This is a genomic window from Micromonospora rifamycinica (assembly GCF_900090265.1).
GTDB classification, from domain to species: domain Bacteria; phylum Actinomycetota; class Actinomycetes; order Mycobacteriales; family Micromonosporaceae; genus Micromonospora; species Micromonospora rifamycinica.
Map to the genome: position 1 here is coordinate 6,022,091 of NZ_LT607752.1, position 25,415 is coordinate 6,047,505.

The 25,415-nt window shown below is 74.1% G+C and carries 20 protein-coding genes and 1 riboswitch; of the genes, 7 read left to right on the plus strand and 13 right to left on the minus strand.

Translation table 11 applies throughout. The features are described 5' to 3' along the window. The first annotated feature begins 7 nt into the window (after window positions 1-7). Window positions 8-637: a TlpA family protein disulfide reductase gene (locus GA0070623_RS25535; RefSeq protein ID WP_067309412.1), complete on the plus strand. Its 630-nt coding sequence runs from the start codon at window positions 8-10 to the stop codon at window positions 635-637. Continuing rightward, window positions 637-1,491 (plus strand): cytochrome c biogenesis CcdA family protein, encoded by an 855-nt coding sequence (locus GA0070623_RS25540; RefSeq protein ID WP_084261354.1) that lies wholly within the window; start codon window positions 637-639, stop codon window positions 1,489-1,491. The genes GA0070623_RS25535 and GA0070623_RS25540 overlap by 1 nt, the downstream gene beginning before the upstream one ends. 101 nt (window positions 1,492-1,592) lie before the next feature. Here the strand turns inward: GA0070623_RS25540 and serS are convergent, their stop codons facing one another. The 5 genes from serS to GA0070623_RS25565 form a co-directional block, all read right to left on the minus strand. After that, the gene (gene serS, locus GA0070623_RS25545; protein WP_067309406.1) at window positions 1,593-2,879 is read right to left on the minus strand and encodes a serine--tRNA ligase; all 1,287 of its coding nucleotides are present in this window, start codon (window positions 2,877-2,879) and stop codon (window positions 1,593-1,595) included. Window positions 2,880-3,518: 639 nt separating this feature from the next. Beyond that, the gene (locus GA0070623_RS25550; RefSeq protein ID WP_067309430.1) at window positions 3,519-4,595 is read right to left on the minus strand and encodes a DNA polymerase III subunit beta family protein; all 1,077 of its coding nucleotides are present in this window, start codon (window positions 4,593-4,595) and stop codon (window positions 3,519-3,521) included. 46 nt (window positions 4,596-4,641) lie between these two features. Next, window positions 4,642-5,823 (minus strand): saccharopine dehydrogenase family protein, encoded by a 1,182-nt coding sequence (locus GA0070623_RS25555; protein WP_067309403.1) that lies wholly within the window; start codon window positions 5,821-5,823, stop codon window positions 4,642-4,644. Between the two features lie 29 nt (window positions 5,824-5,852). Beyond that, on the minus strand, window positions 5,853-7,025 hold the full coding sequence (locus GA0070623_RS25560) for an alcohol dehydrogenase catalytic domain-containing protein (protein WP_067309400.1): 1,173 nt from the start codon (window positions 7,023-7,025) through the stop codon (window positions 5,853-5,855). Beyond that, complete coding sequence (locus GA0070623_RS25565; RefSeq protein WP_407937952.1) at window positions 7,022-7,435, minus strand: hypothetical protein; 414 nt, start codon at window positions 7,433-7,435, stop codon at window positions 7,022-7,024. The genes GA0070623_RS25560 and GA0070623_RS25565 overlap by 4 nt, the downstream gene beginning before the upstream one ends. Window positions 7,436-7,512: 77 nt before the next feature. On the opposite strand from GA0070623_RS25565, the gene GA0070623_RS25570 reads away from it, so the two are divergent. Continuing rightward, entirely contained in the window at window positions 7,513-10,521 is a 3,009-nt protein-coding gene (locus GA0070623_RS25570) for a LuxR C-terminal-related transcriptional regulator (protein ID WP_084261353.1), read from the plus strand. A 285-nt stretch (window positions 10,522-10,806) separates the two neighbouring features. Here GA0070623_RS25570 and GA0070623_RS25575 read toward each other — a convergent pair whose 3' ends face one another. Continuing rightward, entirely contained in the window at window positions 10,807-11,352 is a 546-nt protein-coding gene (locus tag GA0070623_RS25575) for a DsbA family protein (RefSeq protein WP_067309392.1), read from the minus strand. Continuing rightward, window positions 11,349-11,846, minus strand: coding sequence for a redoxin domain-containing protein (locus GA0070623_RS25580; RefSeq protein ID WP_067309389.1), 498 nt, complete (start codon window positions 11,844-11,846; stop codon window positions 11,349-11,351). Before GA0070623_RS25580 ends, GA0070623_RS25575 begins: the two co-directional genes overlap by 4 nt. A gap of 303 nt (window positions 11,847-12,149) precedes the next feature. Between GA0070623_RS25580 and GA0070623_RS30635 the strand changes: the two genes are divergently transcribed. After that, a complete protein-coding gene (locus GA0070623_RS30635) occupies window positions 12,150-14,123 on the plus strand; it encodes a hypothetical protein (protein WP_067309386.1) in 1,974 nt (657 codons plus the stop codon). 176 nt (window positions 14,124-14,299) lie between these two features. Then, window positions 14,300-17,074, plus strand: a complete 2,775-nt coding sequence (locus GA0070623_RS25595) for a cellulose-binding domain-containing protein (RefSeq protein WP_067309383.1) — start codon at window positions 14,300-14,302, stop codon at window positions 17,072-17,074. Window positions 17,075-17,367: 293 nt separating this feature from the next. Here the strand turns inward: GA0070623_RS25595 and GA0070623_RS25600 are convergent, their stop codons facing one another. Both GA0070623_RS25600 and GA0070623_RS30135 read right to left on the minus strand, forming a co-directional pair. After that, a complete protein-coding gene (locus GA0070623_RS25600; RefSeq protein WP_067309380.1) occupies window positions 17,368-17,766 on the minus strand; it encodes a hypothetical protein in 399 nt (132 codons plus the stop codon). Window positions 17,767-17,911: 145 nt separating this feature from the next. Next, window positions 17,912-18,055: a hypothetical protein gene (locus GA0070623_RS30135; protein ID WP_157517555.1), complete on the minus strand. Its 144-nt coding sequence runs from the start codon at window positions 18,053-18,055 to the stop codon at window positions 17,912-17,914. A gap of 343 nt (window positions 18,056-18,398) precedes the next feature. Between GA0070623_RS30135 and GA0070623_RS25605 the strand changes: the two genes are divergently transcribed. Both GA0070623_RS25605 and GA0070623_RS25610 read left to right on the plus strand, forming a co-directional pair. Further along, window positions 18,399-18,761: an STAS domain-containing protein gene (locus GA0070623_RS25605; protein ID WP_067309377.1), complete on the plus strand. Its 363-nt coding sequence runs from the start codon at window positions 18,399-18,401 to the stop codon at window positions 18,759-18,761. A 209-nt stretch (window positions 18,762-18,970) separates the two neighbouring features. After that, the gene (locus GA0070623_RS25610; RefSeq protein WP_231932546.1) at window positions 18,971-19,444 is read left to right on the plus strand and encodes an SRPBCC family protein; all 474 of its coding nucleotides are present in this window, start codon (window positions 18,971-18,973) and stop codon (window positions 19,442-19,444) included. 59 nt (window positions 19,445-19,503) lie between these two features. Here GA0070623_RS25610 and GA0070623_RS25615 read toward each other — a convergent pair whose 3' ends face one another. The 4 genes from GA0070623_RS25615 to GA0070623_RS25630 all read right to left on the minus strand — a co-directional run bounded on the left by GA0070623_RS25615 (window position 19,504) and on the right by GA0070623_RS25630 (window position 25,362). Then, a complete protein-coding gene (locus GA0070623_RS25615; RefSeq protein WP_067309374.1) occupies window positions 19,504-20,562 on the minus strand; it encodes a coiled-coil domain-containing protein in 1,059 nt (352 codons plus the stop codon). Between the two features lie 3 nt (window positions 20,563-20,565). After that, window positions 20,566-20,697, minus strand: a riboswitch (cyclic di-AMP (ydaO/yuaA leader). 209 nt (window positions 20,698-20,906) lie between these two features. Further along, entirely contained in the window at window positions 20,907-21,821 is a 915-nt protein-coding gene (locus tag GA0070623_RS25620; RefSeq protein ID WP_067309425.1) for a cation diffusion facilitator family transporter, read from the minus strand. A 111-nt stretch (window positions 21,822-21,932) separates the two neighbouring features. Further along, window positions 21,933-24,050 carry a HelD family protein gene (locus tag GA0070623_RS25625; RefSeq protein WP_067309371.1) on the minus strand — a complete coding sequence of 706 codons (2,118 nt, stop codon included), beginning with the start codon at window positions 24,048-24,050 and terminating at the stop codon, window positions 21,933-21,935. Window positions 24,051-24,396: 346 nt separating this feature from the next. Continuing rightward, entirely contained in the window at window positions 24,397-25,362 is a 966-nt protein-coding gene (locus tag GA0070623_RS25630; protein ID WP_067309422.1) for an alpha/beta fold hydrolase, read from the minus strand. Window positions 25,363-25,415: the final 53 nt, after the last annotated feature.

Here is a 25,415-nt window from a genome sequence, read left to right on the forward strand (position 1 = left end):
GATTCGGATGTGGTCGTCGTACCCCGGGACCCGGCCGGGTGGCCGCCCGGCCGCCCGGCTCGCCCTCGCCGTCACCCTGGCCGGCACCCTGTTGGCCGCCTCGGCGTGCGCCGTCGGGCCGACGACGGCGCAACCCGCCGCCGAGGTCGCCGTGCCGATCGCCACCTCGTCGCCGCTGCCCGCTGAGCCGACCCCGACCGGGGCACCCGCCACCACCGGGGCACCCGCCGTGGTGCCCGACGCGCTGCGCTTCACCGCCAGGACCCTCGACGGTACGGCGTTCTCCGCCGCCGCCCTGGCCGGCCGCCCGGTGGTGCTCTGGTTCTGGGCGCCCTGGTGCGCCACCTGCGCCAGCCAGGCCTGGACGGTGGCCGAGATCGCCCCGAAGTACCGGGAGACCGTGCCGATCGTCGGGGTGGCCGGGCTCGGCGAGCAGAAGGCGATGCGCAGCTTCGTCACCGAGTTCGAGCTCGGCGGCACCACCCAGATCGACGACCGGGCCGGCGCGCTGTGGCGGCGCTTCGAGATCGTCGAACAGAGCACCTTCCTGATCATCGATCGGGAGGGGAAGGTCGTCCACCAGGGCTTCCTCGACGGTGAGGACCTGACCCGCCGGGTCGCCGCGCTGGCCGGCTGATGACCGGCCCGCTGCTGCTCGCGCTGACCGCCGGGATGCTCGGCGCGGTCAACCCGTGCGGCTTCGCGATGCTGCCGGCGTACCTGTCGCTGCTGGTGGCCGGGCCGGCGGACGGCCGGGGCGCGATCGGCCGGGCACTCACCGCGGCGGCCGGCCTGACCTGCGGGTACGTGGTGGTGTTCGGGGCCTTCGGGCTGGCCGTGGCACCTCTGGCCGACTGGCTGCGCCCCCGGCTGCCCTGGCTGACCGTGACGCTGGGGCTGGGCCTGCTGGCGCTCGGGGTGTGGCTGCTCGCCGGCCGTCGGCTGCCCACCCCGCGCCCGTCGGCCCGCGCGCCCCGGCTGACCCGGTCGCTGCCGTCCATGGCGCTGTTCGGCATGGCGTACGCGCTGGCGTCGCTGAGCTGCTCGATCGCGCCGTTCCTGGCGATCGTGGTGACCAGCCTCCAGGCCGGCTCGACCCTGCGCGGGCTGGCGCTCTTCGTCGCGTACGCGATCGGGATGGGTCTGGTGGTGGCGGTGGCGGCGCTCGGTGTGGCGCTGCTGCGCGGCCGGGTGGTGAGCGGCCTGCGCGGGGCCGGTGCCCGGGTGCCCCGGCTCAGTGGCCTGGTGCTGCTCCTCGCCGGCGGCTACGTCGCCTGGTACGGCTGGTACGAGGTCCGGCTGGCCCAGGGCCGGCACGACGCCTTCGGCGACCCGGTGGTCGTCGGCGCGGCCCGGGTCCAGCGGACCCTGGTGACGGCGCTGGACACTGCCGGCCCGGTGGTGCTGGCCGCGACGCTGGTCGGGCTGCTCGCGGTGGCGGCGCTGCTGCACCGCCACCGCACCCGGGCGGACGACGCCGAACGGACCTGACGTGCGGCCGCCCGGTCGGGAAGCTGCCTGGCCGGTGGGGCCGGGACGGACGGGCATCGGTGGGCGGCGCTGCCCGCAGGCCCCGCCGCCCACCCGGAACCTCAGCGCAGCGGGGTGAGCCGGTCGGTGCCCAGCCGGTCGCGGAGCACCTCGGGCACCAGCACCGAGCCGTCGGGCTGCTGGAACTGCTCCAGGATGGCCGGGAAGAGCCGGCTGGTGGCCAGCGCCGACCCGTTGAGGGTGTGCACGAACCTGGTCTGCTTGCCGCCCGGTTCGCGGTAGCGGATGGCCGCCCGGCGGGCCTGGTAGTCGCCGGCCCAGGAGACCGACGACACCTCCTTGTACTTGCCGGTGCTCGGCATCCACACCTCGATGTCGAGGGTCTTCTTCATCGACGCGCTGGCGTCACCGGCCGACAGCAGGCTGCGCTGGTAGTGCAGGCCCAGCCCCTCCACCAGGCTCTCCGCGTGGGCGAGCATCTCCTCCAGCGCCGCGTCGGCCTGCTCCGGCAGGGTGAACTGGAAGATCTCCACCTTGTTGAACTGGTGACCGCGCACGGTGCCGCGCTCGTCGGAGTGCGAACCGGCCGCCTCCCGCCGGTAGCAGGGGGTGTAGGCGAACGCCTTCAGCGGCAGCTTCGAGGTCTCCAGGATCTCGTCCTGATAGGCCCCGAGGATGGCCGTCTCCGAGGTGGGCAGCAGGAACTGCCCGCGTGGGGCGGACTCCCGGTCCAGGTGGTAGACGTCGTCGTAGAACTTCGGGAACTGGCCGGCGGCGAAACCGGCGGTGTCCAGCAGCAGGTGCGGCGGGAGCAGGAACTCGTAACCGGCCCGTACGTGCTCGTCGATGAACCAGTTGATCAGCGCCCACTCCAGCCGGGCACCCAGGCCGGTGTACATCCAGAAGCCGGAGCCGCCGAGCTTGACGCCCCGCTCGTGGTCGACCAGGCCCAGCGCGCGGCTCAGCTCCACGTGGTCGCGGACCCTCTCGATGACCGGTGGCTCACCGAAGGTCTTCACCACCCGGTTGGCCTCCTTGCCGCCGGGTACCACGTCGTCGGCGGGCAGGTTGGGCAGCTCGCTCATCGTGCCGTGCAACCGGGACCGCACCTCGTCCAGCTGGGACTCCAGCTCGGCGAGCTGCTTGCGCTCGGCCTCCGGCGCGGCGGGCTCCGGCGCGGTGCCGGCCCGCTTGGCCTGCGCGTACGCCCGTGCCTCGGCCTTGCGGCGCTGCCGCTCGGCGTCGATCTCGGTGATCAGGGCGCGACGCTCCTGGTCGAGTCGCTGGATGTCGTCCAGGACCCGGTTGACCTCGGCGGGATCCAGTCGCTTCGCCAGCGCGGTCGCCACCGTCTCGCGATCCTTCCGGATCAACTCCATGTCGAGCATGCTGCTCCGTACGCTCCGTCCAGGCGGTCAGGTGGGACCTCACGATGCTACCGTCGCGCCCCCCGCCCCCCGGCCCCGGCCGGAGCTCCCCGCACCCCCGCCGCTCACGCGCACGCCGCACCGGTCGTGCACGCCGCACCGGTCGTGCACGCGGTGCCGGTCATGCGTGCCGATGTCGGCGCGCGTGCCGGCATGGGGAGCTGCGTCCGGCCCCACGGGAGCCGACCACCAGACCTTTTCGTTACCTACCGTGTTGTCAGCGGTTCCGGTCTCTTTCTTTACGCTCAGTGATCGCGCTGGCCCCCGTCCCACGGCATTCTGCCAACCCGCTCACCGCCTCATCTTCCTGAACAGGAGATTGTCTCGGTGGCTTCGCCGCCTCCACCACCCCCCTCGCCCACTTTGCTCTGCCGCCCTCGGCGCGACGATCACTTGGGGTCACCGTCGCCTATGAGGCGGCAGAGCAAAGTGGGCGTAGGGGGGATGGTGGAGGAGGAGGGAAGTGACGGTGCGTGTCGTATGACGAGGGTGGGTGTCCGGTGGTGGTTCTCGGGGTGCCCCGACGTGGGGACCATTCGGTACGGCGCGGGGAACCGGTGACCGCCGGCGGAGTGGAGACCCGGCCGGCGGGCGGCACCGTCAGAGGCGGATCGGCATCAGGATCGAGAAGGTGTCCTCGTCATCCGGGCGGCGGACGGCCAGCGGGGCGATCGGGCCGTCGAGTTCCAGCACCAGTTGCGGGCCACCGGCGGCGTCCAGCGCGTCGAGCAGGAAGTCCCCGTTCACCCCGACCAGCAGATCGGCCCGGTCCGGTCCAGCCAGGTCGCTGGCGTCGACCAGACGCAGCCCGTTGCGGTCGTCCACGCCGAGCACGGTCACCGGGAGCGGCACCCCCTCGTGATCCCGGGTGACCGTGGGGGTGCCGGCCCGCAGCGCGGCGCGCAGGGTCGCCACGTCGACCGGAACCCGCCGGGCCGGGGCGCCGGCCGGTCGGTGTAGCAGCCGCCGGTAGTCGGTGAACTCGTACGGCAGGACCGCCGAGGTGGCTTCGGCACCGGCGACGGCGAGGGTGACCAGCCCCGCGGCGACGGTCAGGTGTGCCTCCGGCTCGGTGGCGGTGTCGAGCAGCGCCCGGAACTCGTCGACGGCCGGCACCGGGAGCAGCGCCCGGACCGGCGGGCCGTCCACCCGACCGGCGGCCCGGCCCAGCGCCATCCGGTACCGGTCGGTCGCGACCAGCCGTACGCCGTCGGACTCCACGTCCAGCAGCACACCGGCGAGCACCGGCAGTTCGGGGTCGTCGCCGACGGCGAACCGGACGGCGTCGACGGCGGCGGCGAGGGCGGCGGGGGGCAGCACGATTCGGGTGGTCATCGGAGACTCCTCGGGATCGATCAGGGCACGGACCCGGGAGAGTTCGCGGCGGGCGTCGGCGAGACCGTTCTCCAGCCGGCGCAGGTGCGCGTCGAGCAACCGGCCGGCCCGCGCCGGTTCGTCGTCCCGCAGCCGCAGCACGGCGGCGATCTCGGCCAGCGGCATGCCGACCCGTCGCAGACCGGCCACAAGCCGGGCCGGCGTCACCTGCGCGTCGGTGTACCAGCGGTAACCGTTCACCGGGTCGACCAGCGTCGGGGTCAGCACCCCGGACCGGTCGTAGAACCGCAGCGCGCTGACCGTCAGGCCGCTGGTCCGGGCCAGCTCGCCGATACTCCGCAACTCGCTCTCCACGCCCATGATGCTGTCGCCTCAACCAGGTCGAGGGTCAAGCCCGCGCCGGCAGCACCCGGAACGTCATCCCGGCCTTCACCAACCGGTCCAGCAGCGCGTCACCCATCGCGGCCACCGGGGTCAGCTGCCCGGCCGTGGCCGGCAGGTCGTCGTACGCCAGGCAGAGCGCCGACTCGGCGAGCATCTTGGCCGTCTCGTCGTAGCCCGGATCACCGCCGGAGACCTCGGTGCGGACCGTGCGGCCCCCGCCCGTGCCGACGAACCGCACCCGGAACCACGACCTGGCCCGCTGCTCCGCGCTCGGCCCCTGCCCGGAGGCCCGTCGGCCGAGCAGCCAGCGCCGGGTCGGCGGCAGCCGCACCAGCCCGACGAGACCGGCCATCCCCACCCCGGCCAGCAGCACCGTCGGCAGCCGCCGGACGGCGGCGAAGTGCCGGTACCGGAAGTCCGGGCCGTACTCCGGCCGGGCGGCGGCCGACCGGCGGACCACCTGCGGGTCGATGGTGGGCAGCGGCACCGCCCACATGCCGGTCGCCGCCGAGCGGCCCACCCTGCCGGGCACCGCCCGGACCCGGCGACCGTCCGGTCGGGGCTCGACCGCCCGGCGGGCCAGCGCCGCACGCTTCGCCTCCCCGGTACGCGCGAACGCGGTGAGCGCCGAGTGGTACGTCCCCGCGGAGAACTGCCCCCCGGCCCGGACGAACCCGTCCACGGCGATCGGCCCGTCCGCCGGCAGGTGCCGGACCGTGTACCAGACGCCCAGGTCGTGCGGGACCGAGTCGAAACCGCAGGCGTGCACCAGCCGGGCACCGGTGCGTACCGCCTCGGCGTGGTGCCGCACGTACATCAGGTCCACGAACTCCGGCTCACCGGTGATGTCGAGATAGTCGGTGCCGGCGGCGGCACACGCGGCGACCAGCGGCTCGCCGTGGTGCACGTACGGCCCGACAGTGGTGGCGAGCACCCGGGTACCCTCGGCCACCGCGCGCAGCGACGCGGCGTCGGTGACGTCGGCGGTGAGCAGCGGCAGCGCGGCCAGGGCCGGGTCGATGCCGGCGAGCCGGTCCCGGACCGCGGCCAGCTTCGCGGGATCCCGTCCGGCCAGCGCCCAGCGCAACCCGGCCGGGGCGTTGCGGGCCAGGTACCCGGCGGTCAGCCCGCCGGTGAAGCCGGTCGCGCCGAACAGGACGATGTCGTACGGGCGGTCGTGGGGCATCCGCCGAGTGTGCCACCCGCGCCCGGCCGTCACCCGTGCGGTGTGAAGACGGCCCGGACGCAGCCGTCGGCCCGGTCCCGGAACAACGCGTAACCGGCCTGGCCCTGGTCCAGCCCGAACCGGTGCGTCGCCAGGTGCTCGGTCCGCAGCTCGTCGCGGGCCATCCGCTCCAGCAGCATCGGAATCCATCGCTGGCCGTGCTGCCGGGCGCTGCGCAGGGTGAGCCCCTTGTGCATCACCGCGCCCAGCGGAAAGGAGTCCACGAAGCCGCTGAAGCTGCCCGAGACGAAGACGGTGCCGCCCTTGCGGCAGGCGTGCACCGCCTCCCGGACCGCCAGCGGATCCTCGACCGGGCCGCCCCGGCCGGTGAACCGGTCGGCGAGCGAGACCGGACGGCCACCGCCGTCGGCCACCCCGGCCGCCTCCACACAGACGTCAGGACCCCGGCCGCCACTGCGTTCCCGCAGCTCGGCGGGGACGTCGGTGTGCTCGTAGTGCAACGTCTCGGCACCGGCGTGCCGTTCGGCCATCCGCAGCCGGTCCGGATACCGGTCGATCACGATCACCCGGTCCGCGCCGAGCGCCGTCGCCGCCTGCGCGGTGAGCTGCCCCACCGCGCCCGCCCCCCAGACCGCGACCACGTCACCGGGGCGGACCGCACCCAGCTCGGCCCCCATCCACCCGGCGGGGGCGGCGTCCGAGGCGAAGACCGCCCGGTCGTCGCTGATCGGGTCGGGCACGGCGAACGCCCCGACGTCGGCGTACGGCACCCGGACGTACTCGGCGTGGCCGCCGGCGAACCCGCCCGCCGCCCGGGGGTGGCCGTAGCAGCCTCCGGTGGGCTGGCCCCAGGCCGCTTCGGTGGCCGTCCCGGTGGTGGTGCCGTTGTCGCAACAGGAGTAGAGCCGCTGCCGGCAGTACCAGCAGTTTCCGCAGGCCACGGCAGCGCAGACCACCACCCGGTCGCCGACGTGGTGCCGGCGTACCGCCGGTCCGACCTCGGCCACCTCGCCGAGGAACTCGTGCCCGAGCACGTCCCCGGCGGCGAGCCCCGGCACCCGGCCGGCGAGCAGCGGCAGGTCGGCCCCGCAGGTGGCGCTACGCCGGACCCGGACGATCATGTCGTGGGCGTTACGCAGCTCCGGGTCGGGCACCTCGCGTACCGCGAGCCGGTCGGCGCCCTCCCAGCACAGCGCCCTCACCCCGGCACCACCGGGCGGACGGCGACCGGCCGGTGGTGCGCCGGCCGCTCGGCGACGGGTCGGTCGGCGCGCAGCTCCTCGCCGGTCTCGACGAGCTGCCGGACCGCGCGCAGCACCTGCCGCAGGTAGCCGTCCGGATCGTCGCCGACCAGGTGGGCGGCCATCCCGGGCAGCGCGGCGACCCCGCCGAGCGGGCGGACCGCCAACTCGGTGCCCCGGCCGCCGGGTGCCGGCCGCAGGTCGACCTCCACCGCGCCGGCGAGCGACCGCAGCGGCTCCGGCCACCGCCCCTCGGGCAGCAGCTCGACCGCCGGCACGCCGACGGTCACCACCTGCCAACGACCCGATCCCGCGCCGGCTCCGGCCGCCGGTCGGCGGTGCCACCACCGGGATACGCCCAGCCGTCCCATCCGTACCACCCGCCTCTCCCGTCGGAGCGGTCTGTTCCGCGCGGCCCGTCCCGTCCGGTCGGTCGTCCGGTCCGACCATGGTCGGCGGCGGCCGGGTGAACCGCACTCGTCCCGAAGGGGTGAACCGGGCCGCGTCGGGTAACCGCCGCCGACCGGGGGAGGCCGTGCGGACGGGGGTGGGACGGATGCCGCAGCAGCGCACCAGCACCGGGGGCGGCGAGGCGTCCGGCGGCCCGCCACTGCTGGCGTCCCGGCTCGCCCCGCCCGCCCTGCCGGAGCCGATGCTCTGGCGACCCCGGCTGCTCGGCCTGCTCGACGACGGGGTCGCCGGCAGCCTCACCCTGGTCCGGGCACCCGCCGGCTGGGGCAAGACGACGCTGCTCACCGCCTGGGCGCGCGGGTCGGACGGAGACCAGGGCCGGGACCTGCAACAGGAGTCACCGGCCTGGGTGCAGGTCGAGGCGGGCGACAGCGGGGAACGGCTGTGGGCCTACCTCGCGGCGGCCCTGCGCGGCACGGGCCGGGCCGGGCCGACCGCGTCGTCGACGGTCACCCCGCCCCGTCCCGAGCAGGTGGAGTCGCTCGCCGCGGAGCTGGCGACCCGGGAACGTCCGGTCCGGCTGGTCCTCGACGACCTGCACCGGGTCACCGATCCGGCCGTGCTGACCGGGCTGGAGTTCCTGCTCCGGCACGCGGACGGGCGGCTGCGTCTCGTCGCCGCCGCGCGGGTCGACCTCCCGCCGGCCCTGCACCGGCTGCGACTGGCCGGCGACCTGACCGAGCTGGGGCCCGACGACCTGTCCTTCACCGTCGACGAGGTGGCCGACCTGCTGGTGGCGCACGGGGTGCCGCTGCCGGCGGCGGCGGTCGGACGACTGCGGGAACGCACCGGCGGGTGGCCGGCCGGCCTGCGGTTCGCCGTGCTGGCCGCCCGGCAGCAGCCCGATCCGGCCCGGTGGGTGCAACGGTTCGGCGGCGACCATCCGGACGTGGCGGCGTACCTGCGCGCCGAGGTGCTCACCCAGCTGCCGCCGCCGGCCCGGGAACTGCTGCGGCGCTGTGCCGTCGGTGGCGCGGTCCGTGCCGACCTGGCCGACACGCTGACCGGGCGGACCGACTCCGGTCAGGTGCTGGCCGGGCTGGTCCGCGAGGGCGGATTCCTGCACCGCGACGACAGCGACCCGCCCTGGTACCGGCCGCACCCCATGCTGGGCGACCTGCTCCGGCAGGAACTCGCCGGCCTCGACGAGCGGGAACGCGGCGAGCTGCACCGCCGGGCCGCCGACTGGCACGCCGACCACGACCGACCGGCCGACGCGCTGCGCCACGCGCTCACCGCCGGGCAGTGGGACCGGGCCACCGGGCTGCTGCTGACCCACTGGCCGGAGCTGGTGCCCTACGAGACGTCGCACGTGCCACCGCCACCGCCACCGCCGGCCGAGGCGGTCCGGCGGGATCCTGAGCTGGCGTTGGCGGCCGGCACCGAACGGGCGTACGCGGGGGACACCGAGATGGCGACCGCCCGGCTGCGGGACGCGGTGGCGGCGGCCCGCACGCTGCCGGCCCCCCGCCGGGACCGGTTCCGCCGGCTGGCCGGGGCACTGGAACTCACCCTGGCCCGACTCGCCGGCGACCATCCGGAGGTACGCCGCAGAGCCGCCCGGCTGCTCGCCGTCGGTACCGCTCCCCCCGGGGTGGCGGATGCCGGCGTGGCGGGAGCGCCGACGCGGGACGGTCCACCCGCTTCCCTCGGCATGGCGGGAGCGCCGACGGACGACGATCCCCGGACCGGGGAGGACGCGGACGTGCGGGCGGTGGCGGGCACCGCGCTGGGGCTGACCGACCTGGCCGAGGGGAACCTGATGGCGGCCAGGACCCGGTTCGCCGGGGCGCTGGCGGCGGCCCGGCGGTCCGGTCGGCCCCGGACCGAGCTGGTCGGCGCGACCCGGACAGCCCTGCTGCTCGCCCTCGCCGGCGAGCTGTCGCCGGCCGACGAGACCGCCCGGGCGGCCCTGGCCATGCCACCCTGCCAGGGCTGGTCGAGCCGGATCGACTGCGGGTACGCGCACCTGGCGCTGGCCCTGGTGGCCCTGTACCGGGACCAGCCGGCGGAGGCGACCGCCGAACTGGCGGCGGCCGGTGCGGCCCTCGGCACGGTCGGCACCGACCCGGCGGTGTCGACCGTCGAGCTGGCGGCGGCCGGTGCGGCCGGTGGCGTGGTCGGCACCGACCCGGCGGCGGCGGTCGTCGGTGCGGTGGCCGCGCTGTGCCGGGCGGCGTTGTTGCGCGACTCCGGTGAACCGGCAGCGGCCATCGAGATGGCGCTACGCGCCCGGGACGCGCTGTCCGACGTCAGGGAAGCGGCCGGGAGCGGGGAGCTGGCCGACCGGCTGCTGGCCGTTGAGGTGGACGTCCGTGGCGAGCAGGGCGATCTGGACACCGCCCGTCGGCTGCTGGCCGAGCGGGCCACCCGGCAACCGGACCCGACGCCCGTGCTGGCCCTGGCGCTGGCCCGGATGGAACTGCGGGCCGGTGACGTCCGGGCCGCCACCGGCGCGCTACCCGACTGGGATGCCCCGGACGCCGCCGACTGGCCGCTGTCGGTACGGCTGGCCGCCGGTGTGCTGGACGCGGTGCTGTCCCGGCGGGCGGGTGACGGACGGCGGGCCGGCCGACAGTTGGAGCGGGTGCTCGACCTGGCCGGTCGACACGGCCACCGGCGGGTGTTCACCCGGGCCGAACCGGAGGTTCGCGATGTGCTCGCCGCTCACCTGGACTCGGGCACGGCGTACTGGCCGCAGGTCAGCGAGCTGGTGCGCGACGCCGAGACACCGGCAGGGCAGGGAGCGGGCGGCCCGCGCCGGGGAGCCGGCGAGACGGTGCCGGCGCTGGGGGAGCCGCTCACCGAGCGGGAACTGACCATCCTGCGCTACCTGCAGAGCATCCTGTCCAACGTGGAGATCGCCAGTGAACTGTCCCTGTCGGTCAACACCGTCAAGACGCACGTACGCAACATCTACCGCAAACTCGACGCCACCCGCCGCCGCGAAGCCGTCCACCGAGCCCGAGCCCTCCACCTCCTCTAACCAACCCCACCCCACCCCACACCGCACCCCGCCCAGCCCTCCCACCCCACCGTGCCCATCCCACCCAGCCCTCCTCGCCCCACCCTTCGTGCCCGCCCGCCCCCGGTGATCAAGAGGTTTGCGTCACGTGATCAAGAGGTCTGCGTCAACTTTGATCTTCAAGACGGCGTAAACCTCTTGATCACCGGGGCCGGGGCCGGGGCCGGGGCTGGGCCGGGGCGGGTGTGGGGCGCGGGCGTGGGGTGGGGTGGGGTGGGGGCGCGGGTGGTGGGGTGGGCGGGTTGGTTACGGGGTGGTGGTGTCCACTGCGGTCAACAGGGCGGGTAGGTCGAAACCGCCCTCGTGGCGGTGGCCGTCGATGAACAGGGTGGGAGTGCCGTTCACCCCGCTGCGGATGCCCCCGGTGAAGTCGTGCCGCACCCGGTCGCCGTAGGCGTTCCGGTCGACCTCCGCGCCGATCTCGTCCGGCGGCAGCCCCACCTGCTCCACGCCGAGCGACAGGTGCACCGGGTCGAGTTGGTCCTGGTGTTCGTAGAGCCAGTCGTGCATCTCCCAGAACCGGTCCCGCCGCCCCGCCGCCTCGGCCACCTCGGCGGCCCGTTCGGCGTACGGGTGGAGGTTGGTGATCGGGAAGTGCCGGTAGACCAGCCGGACCGTGTCCCGGCGCTGCCGCAGCAGCTCCGCCAGGTTCGGATACGCCGCCCCGCAGTACGGGCACTGGAAGTCGCCGTACTGGACCAGGGTGACCGGGGCGTCCACCGGGCCGCGGATGTGGTCGGATTCGGTCACCGGTGTCCGGAGGCGGGCGGTGACCTGCAACGGGGTGCTCATCGGGCCGTCACCTGCCGTTCGGCGCCGAGCCGGTCCAGCGCGTCGAGGATGCCATCGGCCCCGGGGTTCACCTCGGCCGGGGAGAGGTAGCTCCAGGCCACCGTGCCGACCGGGTCGACCACCACCAGTGCCCGGGTGGCCTGCCCCTGCGGGGTGTACGCCCCATAGCTGCGGCTCACCTCGCCCTTGGGTTCGAAGTCGGCAAGCAGCGGAAACCGGATGCCCTTGGCCGCCGCGAAGGCCCGGTGTGACCAGATGCTGTCCACGGAGATGCCCAGCACGGCCGCGCCGTACCGCTCGAACTCGGGCATCGCGGCCTGGTACAGCGCCATCTGGTCGGCGCAGACCGGGGACCAGTCGGCGGGGTAGAAGGCGAGCACCACCGGTCGGCCACGGAACTGCCCGGGTCCGGTCTGTCGCCCGTCCGGGGTGGCCGGCAGGGTGAACGCGGGGGCCGGAGCTCCGGGTCGGATCGGTCCGTCGGATCCAGTCATGCCTCCCACCCTCCGCCGGCCCGGGTGAGGCCGGCTCACCCGGGCCGGGTGGTCCTCGGCCGTCGGCCGTGCCTCCGGGCGGTCAGGGCGGGTGCCAGCCGCGCCTTTCCGGCCGTCACCGCCGGGTGGTCCGTGGCGGGCATCCTCCGGTGTCCGGGCCGCCCCGACGGCCGCCCGGCCGCCCGGTCAGATCGGATTCGGACCGGCGGAGCGGACCCGGCGTCGAAATTCGGGCGGGTCGCGGTGTCGACAACCGGATCGGACTCGGGCAGTCTGACGGACGGCGAAGGGCGGGGTGGAGAGATGGACGTCGATCGGATGCGGATTGTCGGCCGCCGGCTGGCGGGTGTGTCGTGGCGGGTGGCCCGGCACGAGTGGACGCTGGCGGCGGTCGCCGCGCTGGTGCTGGCGGTGGTGCTGACCTGGCCGACCCTGCGCGATCCGGCGAGCACCATCCCGCAGGACACCGGGGATCCGACGCTCCAGGCCTGGCAGGTGGCCTGGGGCGGGCACGCGCTGCTGACCAACCCGTTCCAGGTCTGGCACTCGAACACGTTCTATCCCGAGCCGTACACCTACGCCTACTCCGACACGCTGCTCGGCTACGCCCCGTTCGGCATGATCGGGGACGGTCCGGTGGCCGCCGTGGTGCGCTACAACCTGCTCTACATGCTGACCCATGCGCTGGCCCTGTTCGGCGCGTACGCGCTGGCCCGGCAGTTGGGGGCCGGTCTGGCCGGTTCGGCGGTGGCCGGGGTGTCCTTCGCCTACGCCCCGTGGAAGCTCGCCCAGGCCGGTCACCTGCACGTGCTCAGCATCGGCGGGATCGCCCTCGCACTGGCCATGCTGGCCCGCGGGCACGGCTGGTCGCTGCGGCACGGTCACCGCCCCGACCGGATCCGCCCCGGTTGGGTGGTCGCCGGCTGGGCGACCGCCGCCTGGCAGGTCACCCTCGGCTTCGGCATCGGCCTGCCCTTCGCGTACGTGCTGGGGCTGATCTGCCTCGGCGTCGCGGTGACGTACGGCGTGGTGTGGTGGCGTCGCCGGGCCCGTCCGGCGGTGCCGCGTCGCCTGCTCCTGGCCGACCTGGCCGGGGGGATCGGGTTCGCCGGGGTGACCCTGGCGATGGCCGCGCCGTACTTCGAGGTGGTGGCCCGCAACCCGTCCGGCCGGCGGACGGTGGCGCAGATCGAGATGTTCTCCCCGTCGTGGCGCGGGTTCGTCACCGCGCCGCCGGAGTCCTGGCTGTGGGGGGAGCGGCACGAGGCGGCCCGGGCCACGCTCGGTTTTCCCGGTGAGATGACGCTGCTGCCCGGGGTGGTGCTGCTGTCGGTGGCGATGGCCGGGATCTTCTTCTCCGCGTGGCGGCTGCGGCACCGGCTGATGCTGGCCGGTGCGGCGCTGGTCAGTGTGGCGCTGGCGGCGGGCACCACGTTCGGGGGCGACGGCGACCCGGGCTACGTGACGCTGGTCGAGCACGCCCCCGGCTGGGACGGGGTACGCACCCCGGGCCGGCTGGTGCTGTGGACGACCCTGCTGCTCGGCCTGCTCGCCGCGGGGGCGTTGACGGTGCGCGAGCCGGCGTCCGCTCCGGCCCGTGACCCGCTGCCGGAGCCGGCGTCGGGGACGGAGCCGGCCGGTGAGCAGGCGCCGGAGCCGGCGTCGGGGGCGCGACCGGCCGAGGAACAGGTGCCGGAACCGGTGGGGGCGCGGCCGGCGCTGCGGCCGGCGGCGTGGGCGGACGCGGAGCCCGGGGCGCGGCCGGTGCTGCGGCCGGCGGCCTGGTCCGCAGCGGCGACGCAGGAGGTCGCCCCGGAGCCGGCCCGGAAGCAGGGCGGGCAGCGGTGGCGGCTGGCCCGGCTGGCGCTGCTGCTGCCGCTGGTGCTGGTCCTGCTGGAGGGGGTCAACCGCACCCCGCACGTGCCGGCACCGGAGCAGCCGGCCGTGCTGCGCGGGTTGACCGGTCCGGCGTTGGTGCTGCCCAGCGACGGCATCCGGGAACTGCACGTGATGCTCTGGTCCACCGACGGGTTCCCCAAGGTGGTCAACGGGCTCGCGTCCTTCACCCCGCAGTCCCAGGAGCGGATCCGGGCGGCGAGCATGACCTTCCCGGACGCCACCTCGGTGGCGTACCTGCGGCAGGTCGGGCTGCGCACGGTGGTGCTGCTGCCGGGCTGGGCACCGGGCACCCCGTGGGCGGACGTGGCCGCCCGGCCGGTGGACGGGCTGGGCATCAGTCGCGAGATGGTCGGCGAGGACGTCATCTACCGGCTCTGATGGCCGAGTTAGTTGGGAGCGCTTCCTAATTCGGCGGCGTACCGGTTACTGTTGACTTCTTCTTCGGCAGCGGGAGCCAAGCGTGCCGGCGGGGAGCCAGGGCAGCTCTTCGCACCTGTCGACGTCCCTCGTCGGGCCGTCGCACCCTCACCCTGGCATCCCGAGAGGAACCGCAGATGCGGAGAAGTCTCGTCGGCGCGGTCACCACCGTGCTGGCCGCCGCGACGGCCGTCGTGGCCGTACAGTTCACCATCGCACCGTCCACCGAGGCCGCCGCGGCGGCGGCGGAACCGTACACCTGGAAGAACGTCCGGATCGACGGCGGCGGCTTCGTCCCCGGCATCATCTTCAACCAGACCGAGAAGAACCTGATCTACGCGCGCACCGACATCGGCGGTGCGTACCGGTGGGAGCAGGCCAGCCAGTCCTGGACGCCGCTGCTCGACTGGGTCGGCGCGGACAAGTGGGGCTACAACGGGGTGGTCAGCCTGGCCACCGACCCGGTGCAGACCAACCGGGTGTACGCGGCCGTCGGCATGTACACCAACGACTGGGATCCGAACAACGGCGCGATCCTGCGCTCCTCGGACAAGGGCGCCACCTGGCAGGCCACCGTGCTGCCGTTCAAGAACGGCGGCAACATGCCCGGCCGGGGCATGGGGGAGCGGCTCGCCGTCGACCCCAACAAGAACAGCGTCATCTACTACGGCGCGGAGGGCGGCAACGGCCTGTGGCGCAGCACAGACTACGGGGCCACCTGGGCCAAGGTGGCGAACTTCCCGAACGTCGGCAACTACCGGGCCGACCCCAACGACACCACCGGCTACCAGAGCCAGAACCAGGGTCTGACCTGGGTCACCTTCGACAAGAGCACCGGTACGGCCGGTAACGCCACCCAGACCATCTACGTCGGGGTGGCCGACAAGGCGAACCCGGTGTACCGCTCGACGAACGGTGGCACGAGCTGGGAGCGGATCGCCGGCCAGCCCACCGGCTACCTGGCCCACAAGGGCGTGGTCGACCCGGTCGGCGGCTTCCTCTACATCGCCACCAGCGACACCGGCGGCCCGTACGACGGCGGCAAGGGTGACGTCTGGAAGTTCAACCGGGCCACCGGCGCGTGGACGCAGATCAGCCCGATCCCGTCGTCCAGCAGCGACGCCTACTTCGGCTATTCGGGGCTGACCATCGACCGGCAGAAGCCGAACACCCTGATGGTCGCCACCCAGATCTCCTGGTGGCCGGACGCGATCTTCTGGCGCAGCACCGACGGCGGCGCGACCTGGAGCCGGATCTGGGAGTTCGGCAGCTACCCGGAGCGCACCAAGAAGTTCACGATGGACATCAGCTCGGTGCCGTGGCTGACCTTCGGGGCCAACCCGGCCCCGCCGGAGGAGTCCCCGAAGCTGGGCTGGATGAACGAGTCGGTGGAGATCGACCCGTTCGACTCCAACCGCTTCATGTACGGCACCGGCGCGACCATCTACGGCAGCAACGACCTCACCAAGTGGGACACCGGCGGCAAGCTCACCATCAAGCCGATGGTCAAGGGCCTGGAGGAGACCGCCGTACAGGACCTGATCAGCCCGCCCACCGGGGCGCCGCTGATCAGCGGGCTCGGTGACATCGGCGGCTTCCGGCACACCGACCTCGACGCGGTGCCGCCGATGCTGTTCACCCAGCCGGTCTTCACCACCACCACCAGCCTCGACTACGCCGAGGCGAACCCGGCGACGATGGTCCGGGCCGGCAACTTCACCGACGCCGACCGCCCCAACGACAGCCACGTCGCGTTCTCCACCGACGGCGGGGCGAACTGGTTCCAGGGCAGCGAGCCCGGCGGGGTCAACAACGGCGGCACGGTCGCCGCCGCCGCCGACGGCAGCCAGTTCGTCTGGGCCCCGGGTGACCCCGGGCAGCAGGTGATCCGCTCGGTCGGGTTCGGCAACTCGTGGACCGCCGCCACCGGCATCCCGGCCAACGCCGTGGTCGAGTCCGACCGGGTCAACAAGAACAAGTTCTACGGCTTCAGCGCCGGCAAGTTCTACGTCAGCAGCAACGGTGGGGCCAGCTTCACCGCGTCCGCCGCCACCGGCCTGCCGGCCACCGGCAACGTCAAGTTCAAGGCGGTACCCGGCAAGGAGGGCGACATCTGGCTGGCCGGTGAGGGCGGGCTGTGGCGCTCCACCGACTCCGGGGCCACCTTCACCAAGCTGGCCGGGGTGTCGGCGGCGGTGAACGTCGGCTTCGGCAAGGCGGCCCCCGGGCAGACGTACCCGGCGGTGTTCACCTTCGGTACCGTCGACGGCAAGAGCGGGGTCTACCGTTCCGACAACGCCGGCGCGGCCTGGGTGCGGATCAACGACGACCAGCACCAGTACGGCAACGCGGGCGAGGCGCTGACCGGTGACCCGAGGGTCTACGGTCGGGTCTACCTGGGCACCAACGGCCGGGGCATCCTGGTCGCCGACCGGCTCGGTGGCACGCCCCCGCCGACGACGCCTCCGCCGACGACGCCTCCGCCCACCACGCCTCCGCCGACGACGCCGCCGCCCACCACGCCTCCGCCGACCACGCCCCCGCCCACCACGCCGCCGCCCACCACGCCCCCGCCGACCACGCCGCCCCCGACCACGCCGCCGCCGACCGGCGGTTGCGCGGCGACGTACAAGGTGACCGGATCGTGGCCCGGTGGTTTCCAGGGTGAGGTGACGGTGCGTAACGCCGGTACCAGCGCGATCACCGGCTGGACGCTGGGCTGGACGTTCGCGAACGGCCAGACGATCAATTCGCTCTGGGGTGGCACGTACACCCAGACCGGGGCGACCGTCTCGGTGCGTGACGCCGGGTGGAACGGTGCGCTCGGCGCCGGTGCCACCACCAGCATCGGCTTCACCGCCAACGTCACCGGCAGCAACGCCGTCCCGGCGGTCACCTGCACCAGTCGCTGACGACTGTCCGACACCCGCCGGCTCTCCCGGTCCACCCGGGGGAGCCGGCGGCCTGTCCGGCCCGCGCTGACGACCTTGATCGACTCGTTGGTGGCGAGGTAGCGGCATAGCTCGTGGTTGATGCCGCTAGATCGGCCCGACGGAGTGGATCATGGGCTTGTCCGAGAGGGGAGTCGGCGGCGGGCGGCGCAGCCGGTCGGGGTGACGTCGGGTCGGGGTGGTGGAACGGCGCAGGCCCCGGTCGACGCCGAGGGGCGCGACCGGGGCCTGCCGTGCAACAGGGCCGGGCTGGGTCAGTCGTCCAGGCCGACCGGGGAGTTCGGCCGGTCCACGTCGACGAACTCGATGTCGTCGGCGGCCCGGTCGCTCTGGCTGCCGGCGGCCCGCGCGGCGGTGCCGGCGGCCCAGCCGATCGCCGCGCCGACCAGCGCGGCGCTGATCAGCAACGCCCAGGGCAGGGCCGGACGACGACCGGCGAGCGCGTCGAAGGCGAGGGTCGCCCGCCGACGTGCCTCGTCGGCGGTCGAGCCGACCAGGTCGCCGGCGTCGGTCAGCCCGGAGTCCCGGACCGACCGGGCGGCGTCCCGGACGCTGTCACCGGCCGAGTCGACCGCGGAGAGCAGCTGGTGCCAGGCCTGGTCGGCGATGCGCTCGGGCCTGCTGCGGCGCTCCAGAAGGTTGCTGCCGAACATCGTGGTTACCTCCTCGGGTGCCGAAGTCTGCGGCCACTTCGGACTTCGACGTCTCTGCGGCGCGTGGCGGTTCGCTCGCCGGCCGGTGCTCCGGCCGGTCACCGACCCAGTGCCCCGACCGGCCGGAGCGCAAACCCCGGTGCTGCTAGCGGACCGTGACCACGGACGTGGCGCGGGCGAAATCGTCCCCGTCGTCGTCATCGTCGTCGTCTCCACCGCCGAAGCCGCAGGCGAGCACGAGAGCGAGCAGCACGCCGACCCCGGCCAGACCGAGTAGTCTCCTGATCATCGATCGTCTCCTCCGTCGTGGTGACCCATCTCTCGCCCACGTTAGGTACCTGGCACAACCAGCGCCGCCACGTCCGGCGGGGCTCGCCCGACCTGCGGGATTCGGGTCGTGGTGGACCCGGGCCGCTACTCTGGGACGGTTGGAACGGCCGGGGCGTGCGGGCCGTCCAAGGGAAGTCCAAGAGAACAGGACCAGCAACGGTGCGGAGAGGGACGGTCCGGTCCGTCCGGATCCGCGAATTGCTCATCCCGAGGGGTGGCGACCGAGGCCATCGGAGGAATACTCTCGGTCGCGGCCCGCGTACTGATGAGGCGCCCGGAGACGGGCGAGTGGAGGTGCTCGCGTGAGCCTGTCGATCGTGAAGTCGGTCCTGCCGGCCGGTGTCATCGAGATCGCCCCCCGTGGCGAGATCGACGTCGACACCGCATACGAGGTACGTGAGGCGATCGCCGAGGTGCTGGCCAAGGGGCGGCCGGCGCGGATCGAGCTGAACATGCGGCTGGTCACCTTCATCGACTCCGTCGGCATCAGCGCGATGGTCGCCGGCTTCCAGACGGCCGAGGTCAGCGGGGTCAAGCTGATCGTCACCGAGCCGAGCCGGTTCGTGCACCGGCAGCTCTGGGTCACCGGCCTGCTCGGCCTCTTCGGTGCCCCGGAGCCGTACTTCGCCGGTGCCGCCACCCCCGAGGTGCTGCCGGGGGCCTGAGCCGGGCCGCGGGTAGGCCGGCGGCCTGAGCCGGAGCGCGGGCCCGCCGCCGGCCTGAGCCAGGCTGCGGGCACACTGCCGGCCGGGTGCCGGCGGGCCGGTGTGAACACCCCCTGTCACCGTCGGTGTCGTCGCCGCCCGGCCGGAACGTTGCCAGCCGGTCTCCGGTACGGCACGATCGGGCGACCGACGACAGGTCAGGAGGCCCGGTGGTGGTCCGGCGGGAGAGCTTCAGCTACACGGTGCAGGCGCACTGCTCACGGGCGGACGCGGTGGCGCTGCTGAGCGATCTGTCCCGGCAGGAGGAGCTGCATCCCCTGATCGTCCGGGTGCGCCGGTTGCCGGCCCGACCGGGCGCCGTGGCCAGCTATGCGATCACCGACCGGCTGGAGTTGGGGCCGCTGCGGTTCCCCGTCACCTACCAGGCCGACGTCCTGCTGGTCGGGCAGGACGAGATCGTGACGGTGGCCCGGCAGCAGCCCGCCACCACGGTCCGCAACCACACCCGGCTCCGGATGGAGGGTGACCTGCTGCGGATCGACGTGGAGATCACCCTCGCCGCGCCGGCACCGTTGTTCGGCTACGCCTTCCGGCAGGCCCGTGCCGCTCACCTGGGGCTGGCCAGCCGGCTCGGCGCGGTGCTGGACGGCCGGTCCGGCGGCGACGCTCCGGCTGCTGCCTGACCGTCGGCGGGGTGGTGGGGGTGGCCCGCCCGCCGTGCACGGGCCACCCGAGGTGGTGCTCAGATCATCGACAGGTGAACGTGGTTGGTGTGGTCGCTGGACGGGTCGCCGTTGCCCCCGCTGTACGACTTCCAGCCGCTGCTCGGCAGCCAGATCCGCTTGAACCAGATCACGTAGAGCACACCGAGCCGGTCGGCGTTGCGGATGAAGTACGCGGCCAGGTTGTTGCCGTACGTCCGGTCGCCGCCACTGGCCACCCCGCCGAAGCCGTTCTTCTGGGCGGCGAAGTCGCATGCCCGCCCCTTGGGGTGCTCGCCGGACCCGCTGGGCCGGTGGCAGGAGACGTACCGGGTGAAGCCGGCGGCCTTGGCCTGGTTCAGGGCGTTGAGGGTGCGCGGGGTGATGCAGCCGTTGGCCGGCGTCGGGTCGTTGACGCTGCACGACTCGGACGGCCAGGAGCCGTCGGAGTTGCGGGGCGCTCCCTTGGCGTTGCTGCTGGACGTGCCGTCCGAGCTGCCGGAGTCCCGGGAGGTGGGGGCCGGCTTGTCGGCGGCGGCCACCGCCAACGCGCGTTCGGCCTGATCCTTGCGCTTGCCCATGGTGGCGACCTGCTTGCGCTGCTCGGTGATCTCGCGGCTGACCGCCGCCCGGGTCCGGGTGGCCTGGTCCCGGGTCTCGATCATCGTGCGCAGTTCCTGGTCCTCCCGGGCCGCGACCGTCTCCAGCGCCGCCGCGCGGTCCAGGAAGCCGCCCGGGCTGTTGCTGTTGAGCAGGGCGGACATCGGTCCGAGGCGGCCGGTGCGGTAGGCCGCTCCGGCGATCTGGCCGACCTTTCCGGTCTGCACGACCAGTTGGGCCTCGATGCTCTTGAGCTGGCCGTCGAGTTCCTGCTGGCGCTTGGTGGAGCGCTCCAGGGCGGCCTTCGCCTCGACCCAACCCTTGCTGGCCGCGTCGAGCTGCTCGCGGAGGGCCGGTGTGCCGCCCTCGTCGTCGTCGCCGGGAGCGGCGAGCCGGGTGACGGGCGCGGCGACGGCCGGGGTGAACGGCGCGGACGACACGCCGAGCGCGAGGGTCGTGACGACTGCGGCCAACAGCCGTGTGGTGGTTCCTACCCGCATACAGAGTCCTTCCGTCAGCCGCCGACCGGGTTAGCTGACGGGTTCGGGACGGAAGATCCCTACCGCTGACGCGGATGCACCCCAGGAACATGGTTCCCCGGTTCGCCCTGGTGGGCGATTAGGCGGCGGCCACCGCCGGCGCCGGTGGGCGCCGCCTGGCGGAGGCCGGAGCCGAGCCTACCGGTACGGGTGGGACACCCGTCCACCTCGTGACTGAGGGTACGGGAGTGAATACCCCTTTATGGGGTAAACAGGACAAAAGCTAGCGTGATCGCCGCACTCACAGAGGTTCCGTGACGCTCCGGTGGTGTCGCGCCCGCCCGCAGGGCGGTTGGCCTCCGTGGTCACCAGTGCGTCGGGCCGCAGGCGCCGGGGGCGCTGCCCGGCTCGATCTGGAGGGTGGCGTGCTCGATGTGGAAGTCGTCCCGCAGGGCGCCGCGGGCGGCGGCCAGCACCGCGCCGACCTCGGCCCCGGTGGCCAGGGTGAGGTGCGCGGAGGCGACGTCCATGCCCGAGGTGAGCGTCCAGACGTGCAGGTCGTGCACCTCGGTGACGCCGGGCACGGCGGTCAGCCGGTCGTGCACGGCGGTCACCTGGAGGTGCTCCGGGGCGGCCTGCACCAGGATCCGCACCGCCGCCCGCCCGAGTCGCCAGGTACGCGGCAGGATGAACACGCCGATCGCCACGGCCACCACCGGGTCGGCCCACCACCAGCCGGTGCCGGCGATCAGCAGTGCGGCCACGATCACGCCGAGGGAGCCGAGCAGGTCGCCGACCACCTCCAGGTACGCCCCGCGCAGGTTGATGCTCTCCTTCGCGCCCTCGCGCAGCAGCGCGAACGCGACCAGGTTGGCGAGCAGGCCGAGCACCGCCACCACCAGCATCGGGGTGGCCAGCACCTCGGGTGGCTCGCCGAACCGGCGGACCGCCTCGATCAGCACGTAGACCGCCACCCCGCTGAGCAGCAGGGCGTTGGCCAGCGCGGCGAGCACCTCCAGCCGGTAGAGGCCGAAGGTGCGCTGCGGGTCCTGCGCGGCCCGTCGGGTCGCGGTGATCGCGGCCAGGGCCATCCCGATGCCGAGCACGTCGGTGAACATGTGCCCGGCGTCGGAGAGCAGGGCCAGTGAGCCGGTACCGAACGCGGCCACCGCCTCGACCACCATGAACACGGTGAGCAGCCCGAACGCCGCCCAGAGCCGACCGCGGTGCCGGTGCGCGGCGTTGCTGATCGTCGCGCTGTGGTCATGACCTGCGCCCACCTGCACACCCTCCGTCGCCGCCGCGAACCCGGTCCAATCTATGCTCACATCGCTATGTATGCAAGTGAGGATCGGACCTCCGGCCGGCTCGGGCCGCTCGGGACCGGTGGTTCAGCCGAGGGGATCGACGGTGGTCAGGCGCTGGGTGGCCCGGGACAGCGCCACGTAGAGCGTCCGCACCCCGGAGCCCGGCTCGGCCCGGATCTCGCCCGGACAGACCAGCACCACCCCGTCGTACTCCATGCCCTTGGCCTGGAGGCTGTCCACCACCTGGAGTCGCGTCCCGCCACGGTCGCCCAGCCAGCCGGCGACCTCGTCCCGGCGGGGCACCGGCGTGATCACGCCGACCGTCCCCGCCACCTCGGCGAGCACCGTTTCCACCGCGTCCACCGTCGCCGGGGCCAGCTCCGCCGCCGGCACGGTCAGCGCCACCGGATCCACCCCGGTGGACCGCACCGCGCTGGGCAGCTCCAGGTCGGGGTGGATCCGGCGGATCTCGGCTGCCGCCACCGCGAAGATCTCGGCCGGATTGCGGTAGTTGGTGGTGAGCGTGAACCGGTGCCGCCGTCGCCGGCCCAGCGCCTGGTCCCGTGCCCGGTCCAGCTCCTCCTGGTCGCCGGTCCAGGCGGTCTGCGCCGGGTCGCCCACCACCGTCCAGGAGGCGATCCGGCCGCGGCGGCCGATCATCCGCCACTGCATCGGCGAGACGTCCTGCGACTCGTCCACTACCACGTGCGCGTAGTCCCGGTAGTCCTCCGGCCGCTCCCGGGCCGCGGCACGGGCCGCGCGCTCCCGGTCACCGAACGTGCTCAGCTCCCGGACCCCACCGGCGAGCTGGAACGGATCCCGGCTCGCCCTCTTCGGGCGTACCGGCTTGCCCAGCAGCGCGTCCAGCTCGTCGAGCAGGGCGATGTCGGCCACCGTCAGCCCCTCGGTGTCCAACGACCGGTACGCCCCGGCCAGCAGCGCGGTCTCCGCCCGGGAGAGGACGCCGGCCGCGTACCGGTGCAGCCGCTCCGGTCGGGCCAGCCAGCCCAGCACGTGCCGGGGGTGCAGCCGGGGCCACCAGGCCTTGAGGAACTCCCGGAACTCCGGCCGGTCGATGATCTCGTCCTCGAAGGTGGGCTGCTCGGGCAGCCCGGTGACGGCCAGCCGGCGGGCCTGTGTGTACAGCGCGGCGAGCACCCCGTCGAAGCCGACCCGGCGGACCTCGTTGCGGCGGGCACCCCGGTGCAACGCCCGGTCCCGGATCCGGTCCAACTCGCGCGGCTCCAGCCGCAGCAGCGTCCCCCGGTAGAGCAGCCGCAGCTCCCGCGGACCGTCCGGCACCGCGTCCCGGGCCGCCCGTTCCAGCACCCGCCGCATCCGCAGCGACCCCTTCACCGCGGCCACCTCGGGGCCGTCGGTGCGGGTCGCCGACAGGCCGGGGAAGAGCGAGCCCAGCGAGTGCAGGGTGGCGGTCTCCTCGCCCAGCGAGGGCAGCACCGACGCGATGTACTCGACGAAGACCGCCGACGGACCGACCACCAGGATGCCGCCGCCGGCGTACCGGCTGCGGTCGGCATAGAGCAGGTACGCCGCCCGGTGCAGGGCCACCGCCGTCTTCCCGGTGCCCGGCCCGCCGGAGACGATCGTGACTCCCGTGCCGGGGGAGCGGATCACCTCGTCCTGCTCCCGCTGGATGGTGGCGATGATGTCCCGCATCCCCCGCCCGGTCGCCCTGGACAGGGTCGCCAGCAACGCGCCGTCGCCGACCACCGGCATGTCCGGCGGTGCCGACGCCGGGTCTAGCAGCTCGTCCTCGATCCGGGTGACCTTCTCACCCGACGAGCTGATGGTGCGTCGCCGTACCACCCCCAGCGGCTCCGCCGGGGTGCCCCGGTAGAAGGCGGCGGCGGCCGGGGCCCGCCAGTCGACCACCAGCGTCTCGGCGTTCTCGCCGCGGATCCCGAGCCGGCCGACGTGCAGCACCTGACGGTCACGCAGATCGAGCCGGCCGAAGACCAGCCCCTCGTGCTCGGCGTCCAGCAGGTGCCGACGCTGGGCGGCGTGGAAGACCATGGCGTCCCGCTCCACCAGCGCGCCGAAGTTGCCGACCCGCGCCAGCCGGTAACCGTCCCGCTCGGCGCGGACGGCCGCCCGGCGCAGTTCGGCGAGCCGGGCGTACACCCGGTCGAGATGCCGTTGTTCGGCGGCGATCTCCTGTTCCAGGGTGGTCTGGTCGGTCAACGTACCGGCTCCTGTGCGACGGCGACGCCGGGCACGGGTGCATGCCAGGCGGAATGAGGGTACGGGCAGCCGCCCACCCCGCGTCGGGCCGATACCCGTCCGGCGACCTCCGCCACCTCCGGGCGACGTCGGCACCGGCCCTGCCCACGGGTGCGCGGTGCCGACTTCGGGTCATTCCAGATGGTGGACCAGTCGTCCGCCCCTGCCCCGCCCACGCCTGCGCGGGGCCGACGACGACCCCCGTTTCGACTGGCAGGCCGCCGAAGCCCCGCCCACGCGTGCGCGGGGCCGACGGCCGGGCGTGGACCGGCGCGGGGCGGGGGTTGTGCGGTGCCCGCCGGGTGGCTCAGGCGGCGGCCGTGCGGTGGCCCGGGGCGTCGGCGGGGCGGCGGGCGGACGTCCGACCGGCGGGGACGGCGGTCAGCACCCGGTGGAGCACCCCGGCGAGGGCGGCGTTCACCTCGTCCGGACGCTCCATCATCAGCATGTGTCCGGCCCCCGGGCAGACGGTCAGCTCGGTGGCCGGCAGCGCTGCCGCGATCGACTCGGCGCACGGCGGCGGGGTGAGCCGGTCCCGGTCGCCGACCAGCGCCGCCGCCGGCAGGTGCGCCAGCGCGGCGAGGGTGTCGAGCCGGTGCTGGGCGCCGATCGAGGCGCGGAAACCGCCGATCGAACGCAGCGAGGCGCGGGCCACCGCCGAGGTGACCAGGCGGATGTCGGAGCCGGAGCAGTGGTCGCCGAAGAGCATCCACCGGATGCTCGGGGCCAGGGCGCGCAGCAAGGGGCGGGGTGGCCGCCATGAGCCGCACCGGGCCAGCACCCCGGCCCCGGTGGTCTCGGCGACCCGGATCAGCCGGGCGATCCGGGGCGACAGGCCGTACGCGGTGTGCGTGTGCCCCTCGGCGGTGGTGGAGACGAACACCAGACCGGCCGTACGGGCGGCGAAGTCGGCCGGGTGCCGGTGGGCGTACTCCATCACCGTCATCCCGCCCATCGAGTGCCCGACGAGCACCACCGGCCCGGTCGGGGCCACCTCGTCGACCACCGCCGCGAGGTCGTCGCCGAGCTGGGCCAGGGTCGCCGTACGCAGCGCCATGCAGCTCGACCGGCCGTGCCCACGGGCGTCGTAGCTGACCACCCGGACCCGGTCGCCGAACCGGTCAAGCAGGTCGGCGCGCTGCCGGTGCCAGGCCCGACCGTCCAGCGTCCAGCCGTGCAGCAGGATCACGGTGGCCTCCGCGTCGGCCGGGCCGCTCACCTCGACGTGCAGGCGTACCCCGTCGGGCAGCCGCAGCTCCCGTTGATCCGGCATCGCCACCTCCTCAGGCACCCCGGAACCCATCGACCGGCATGACCCGGCTACCC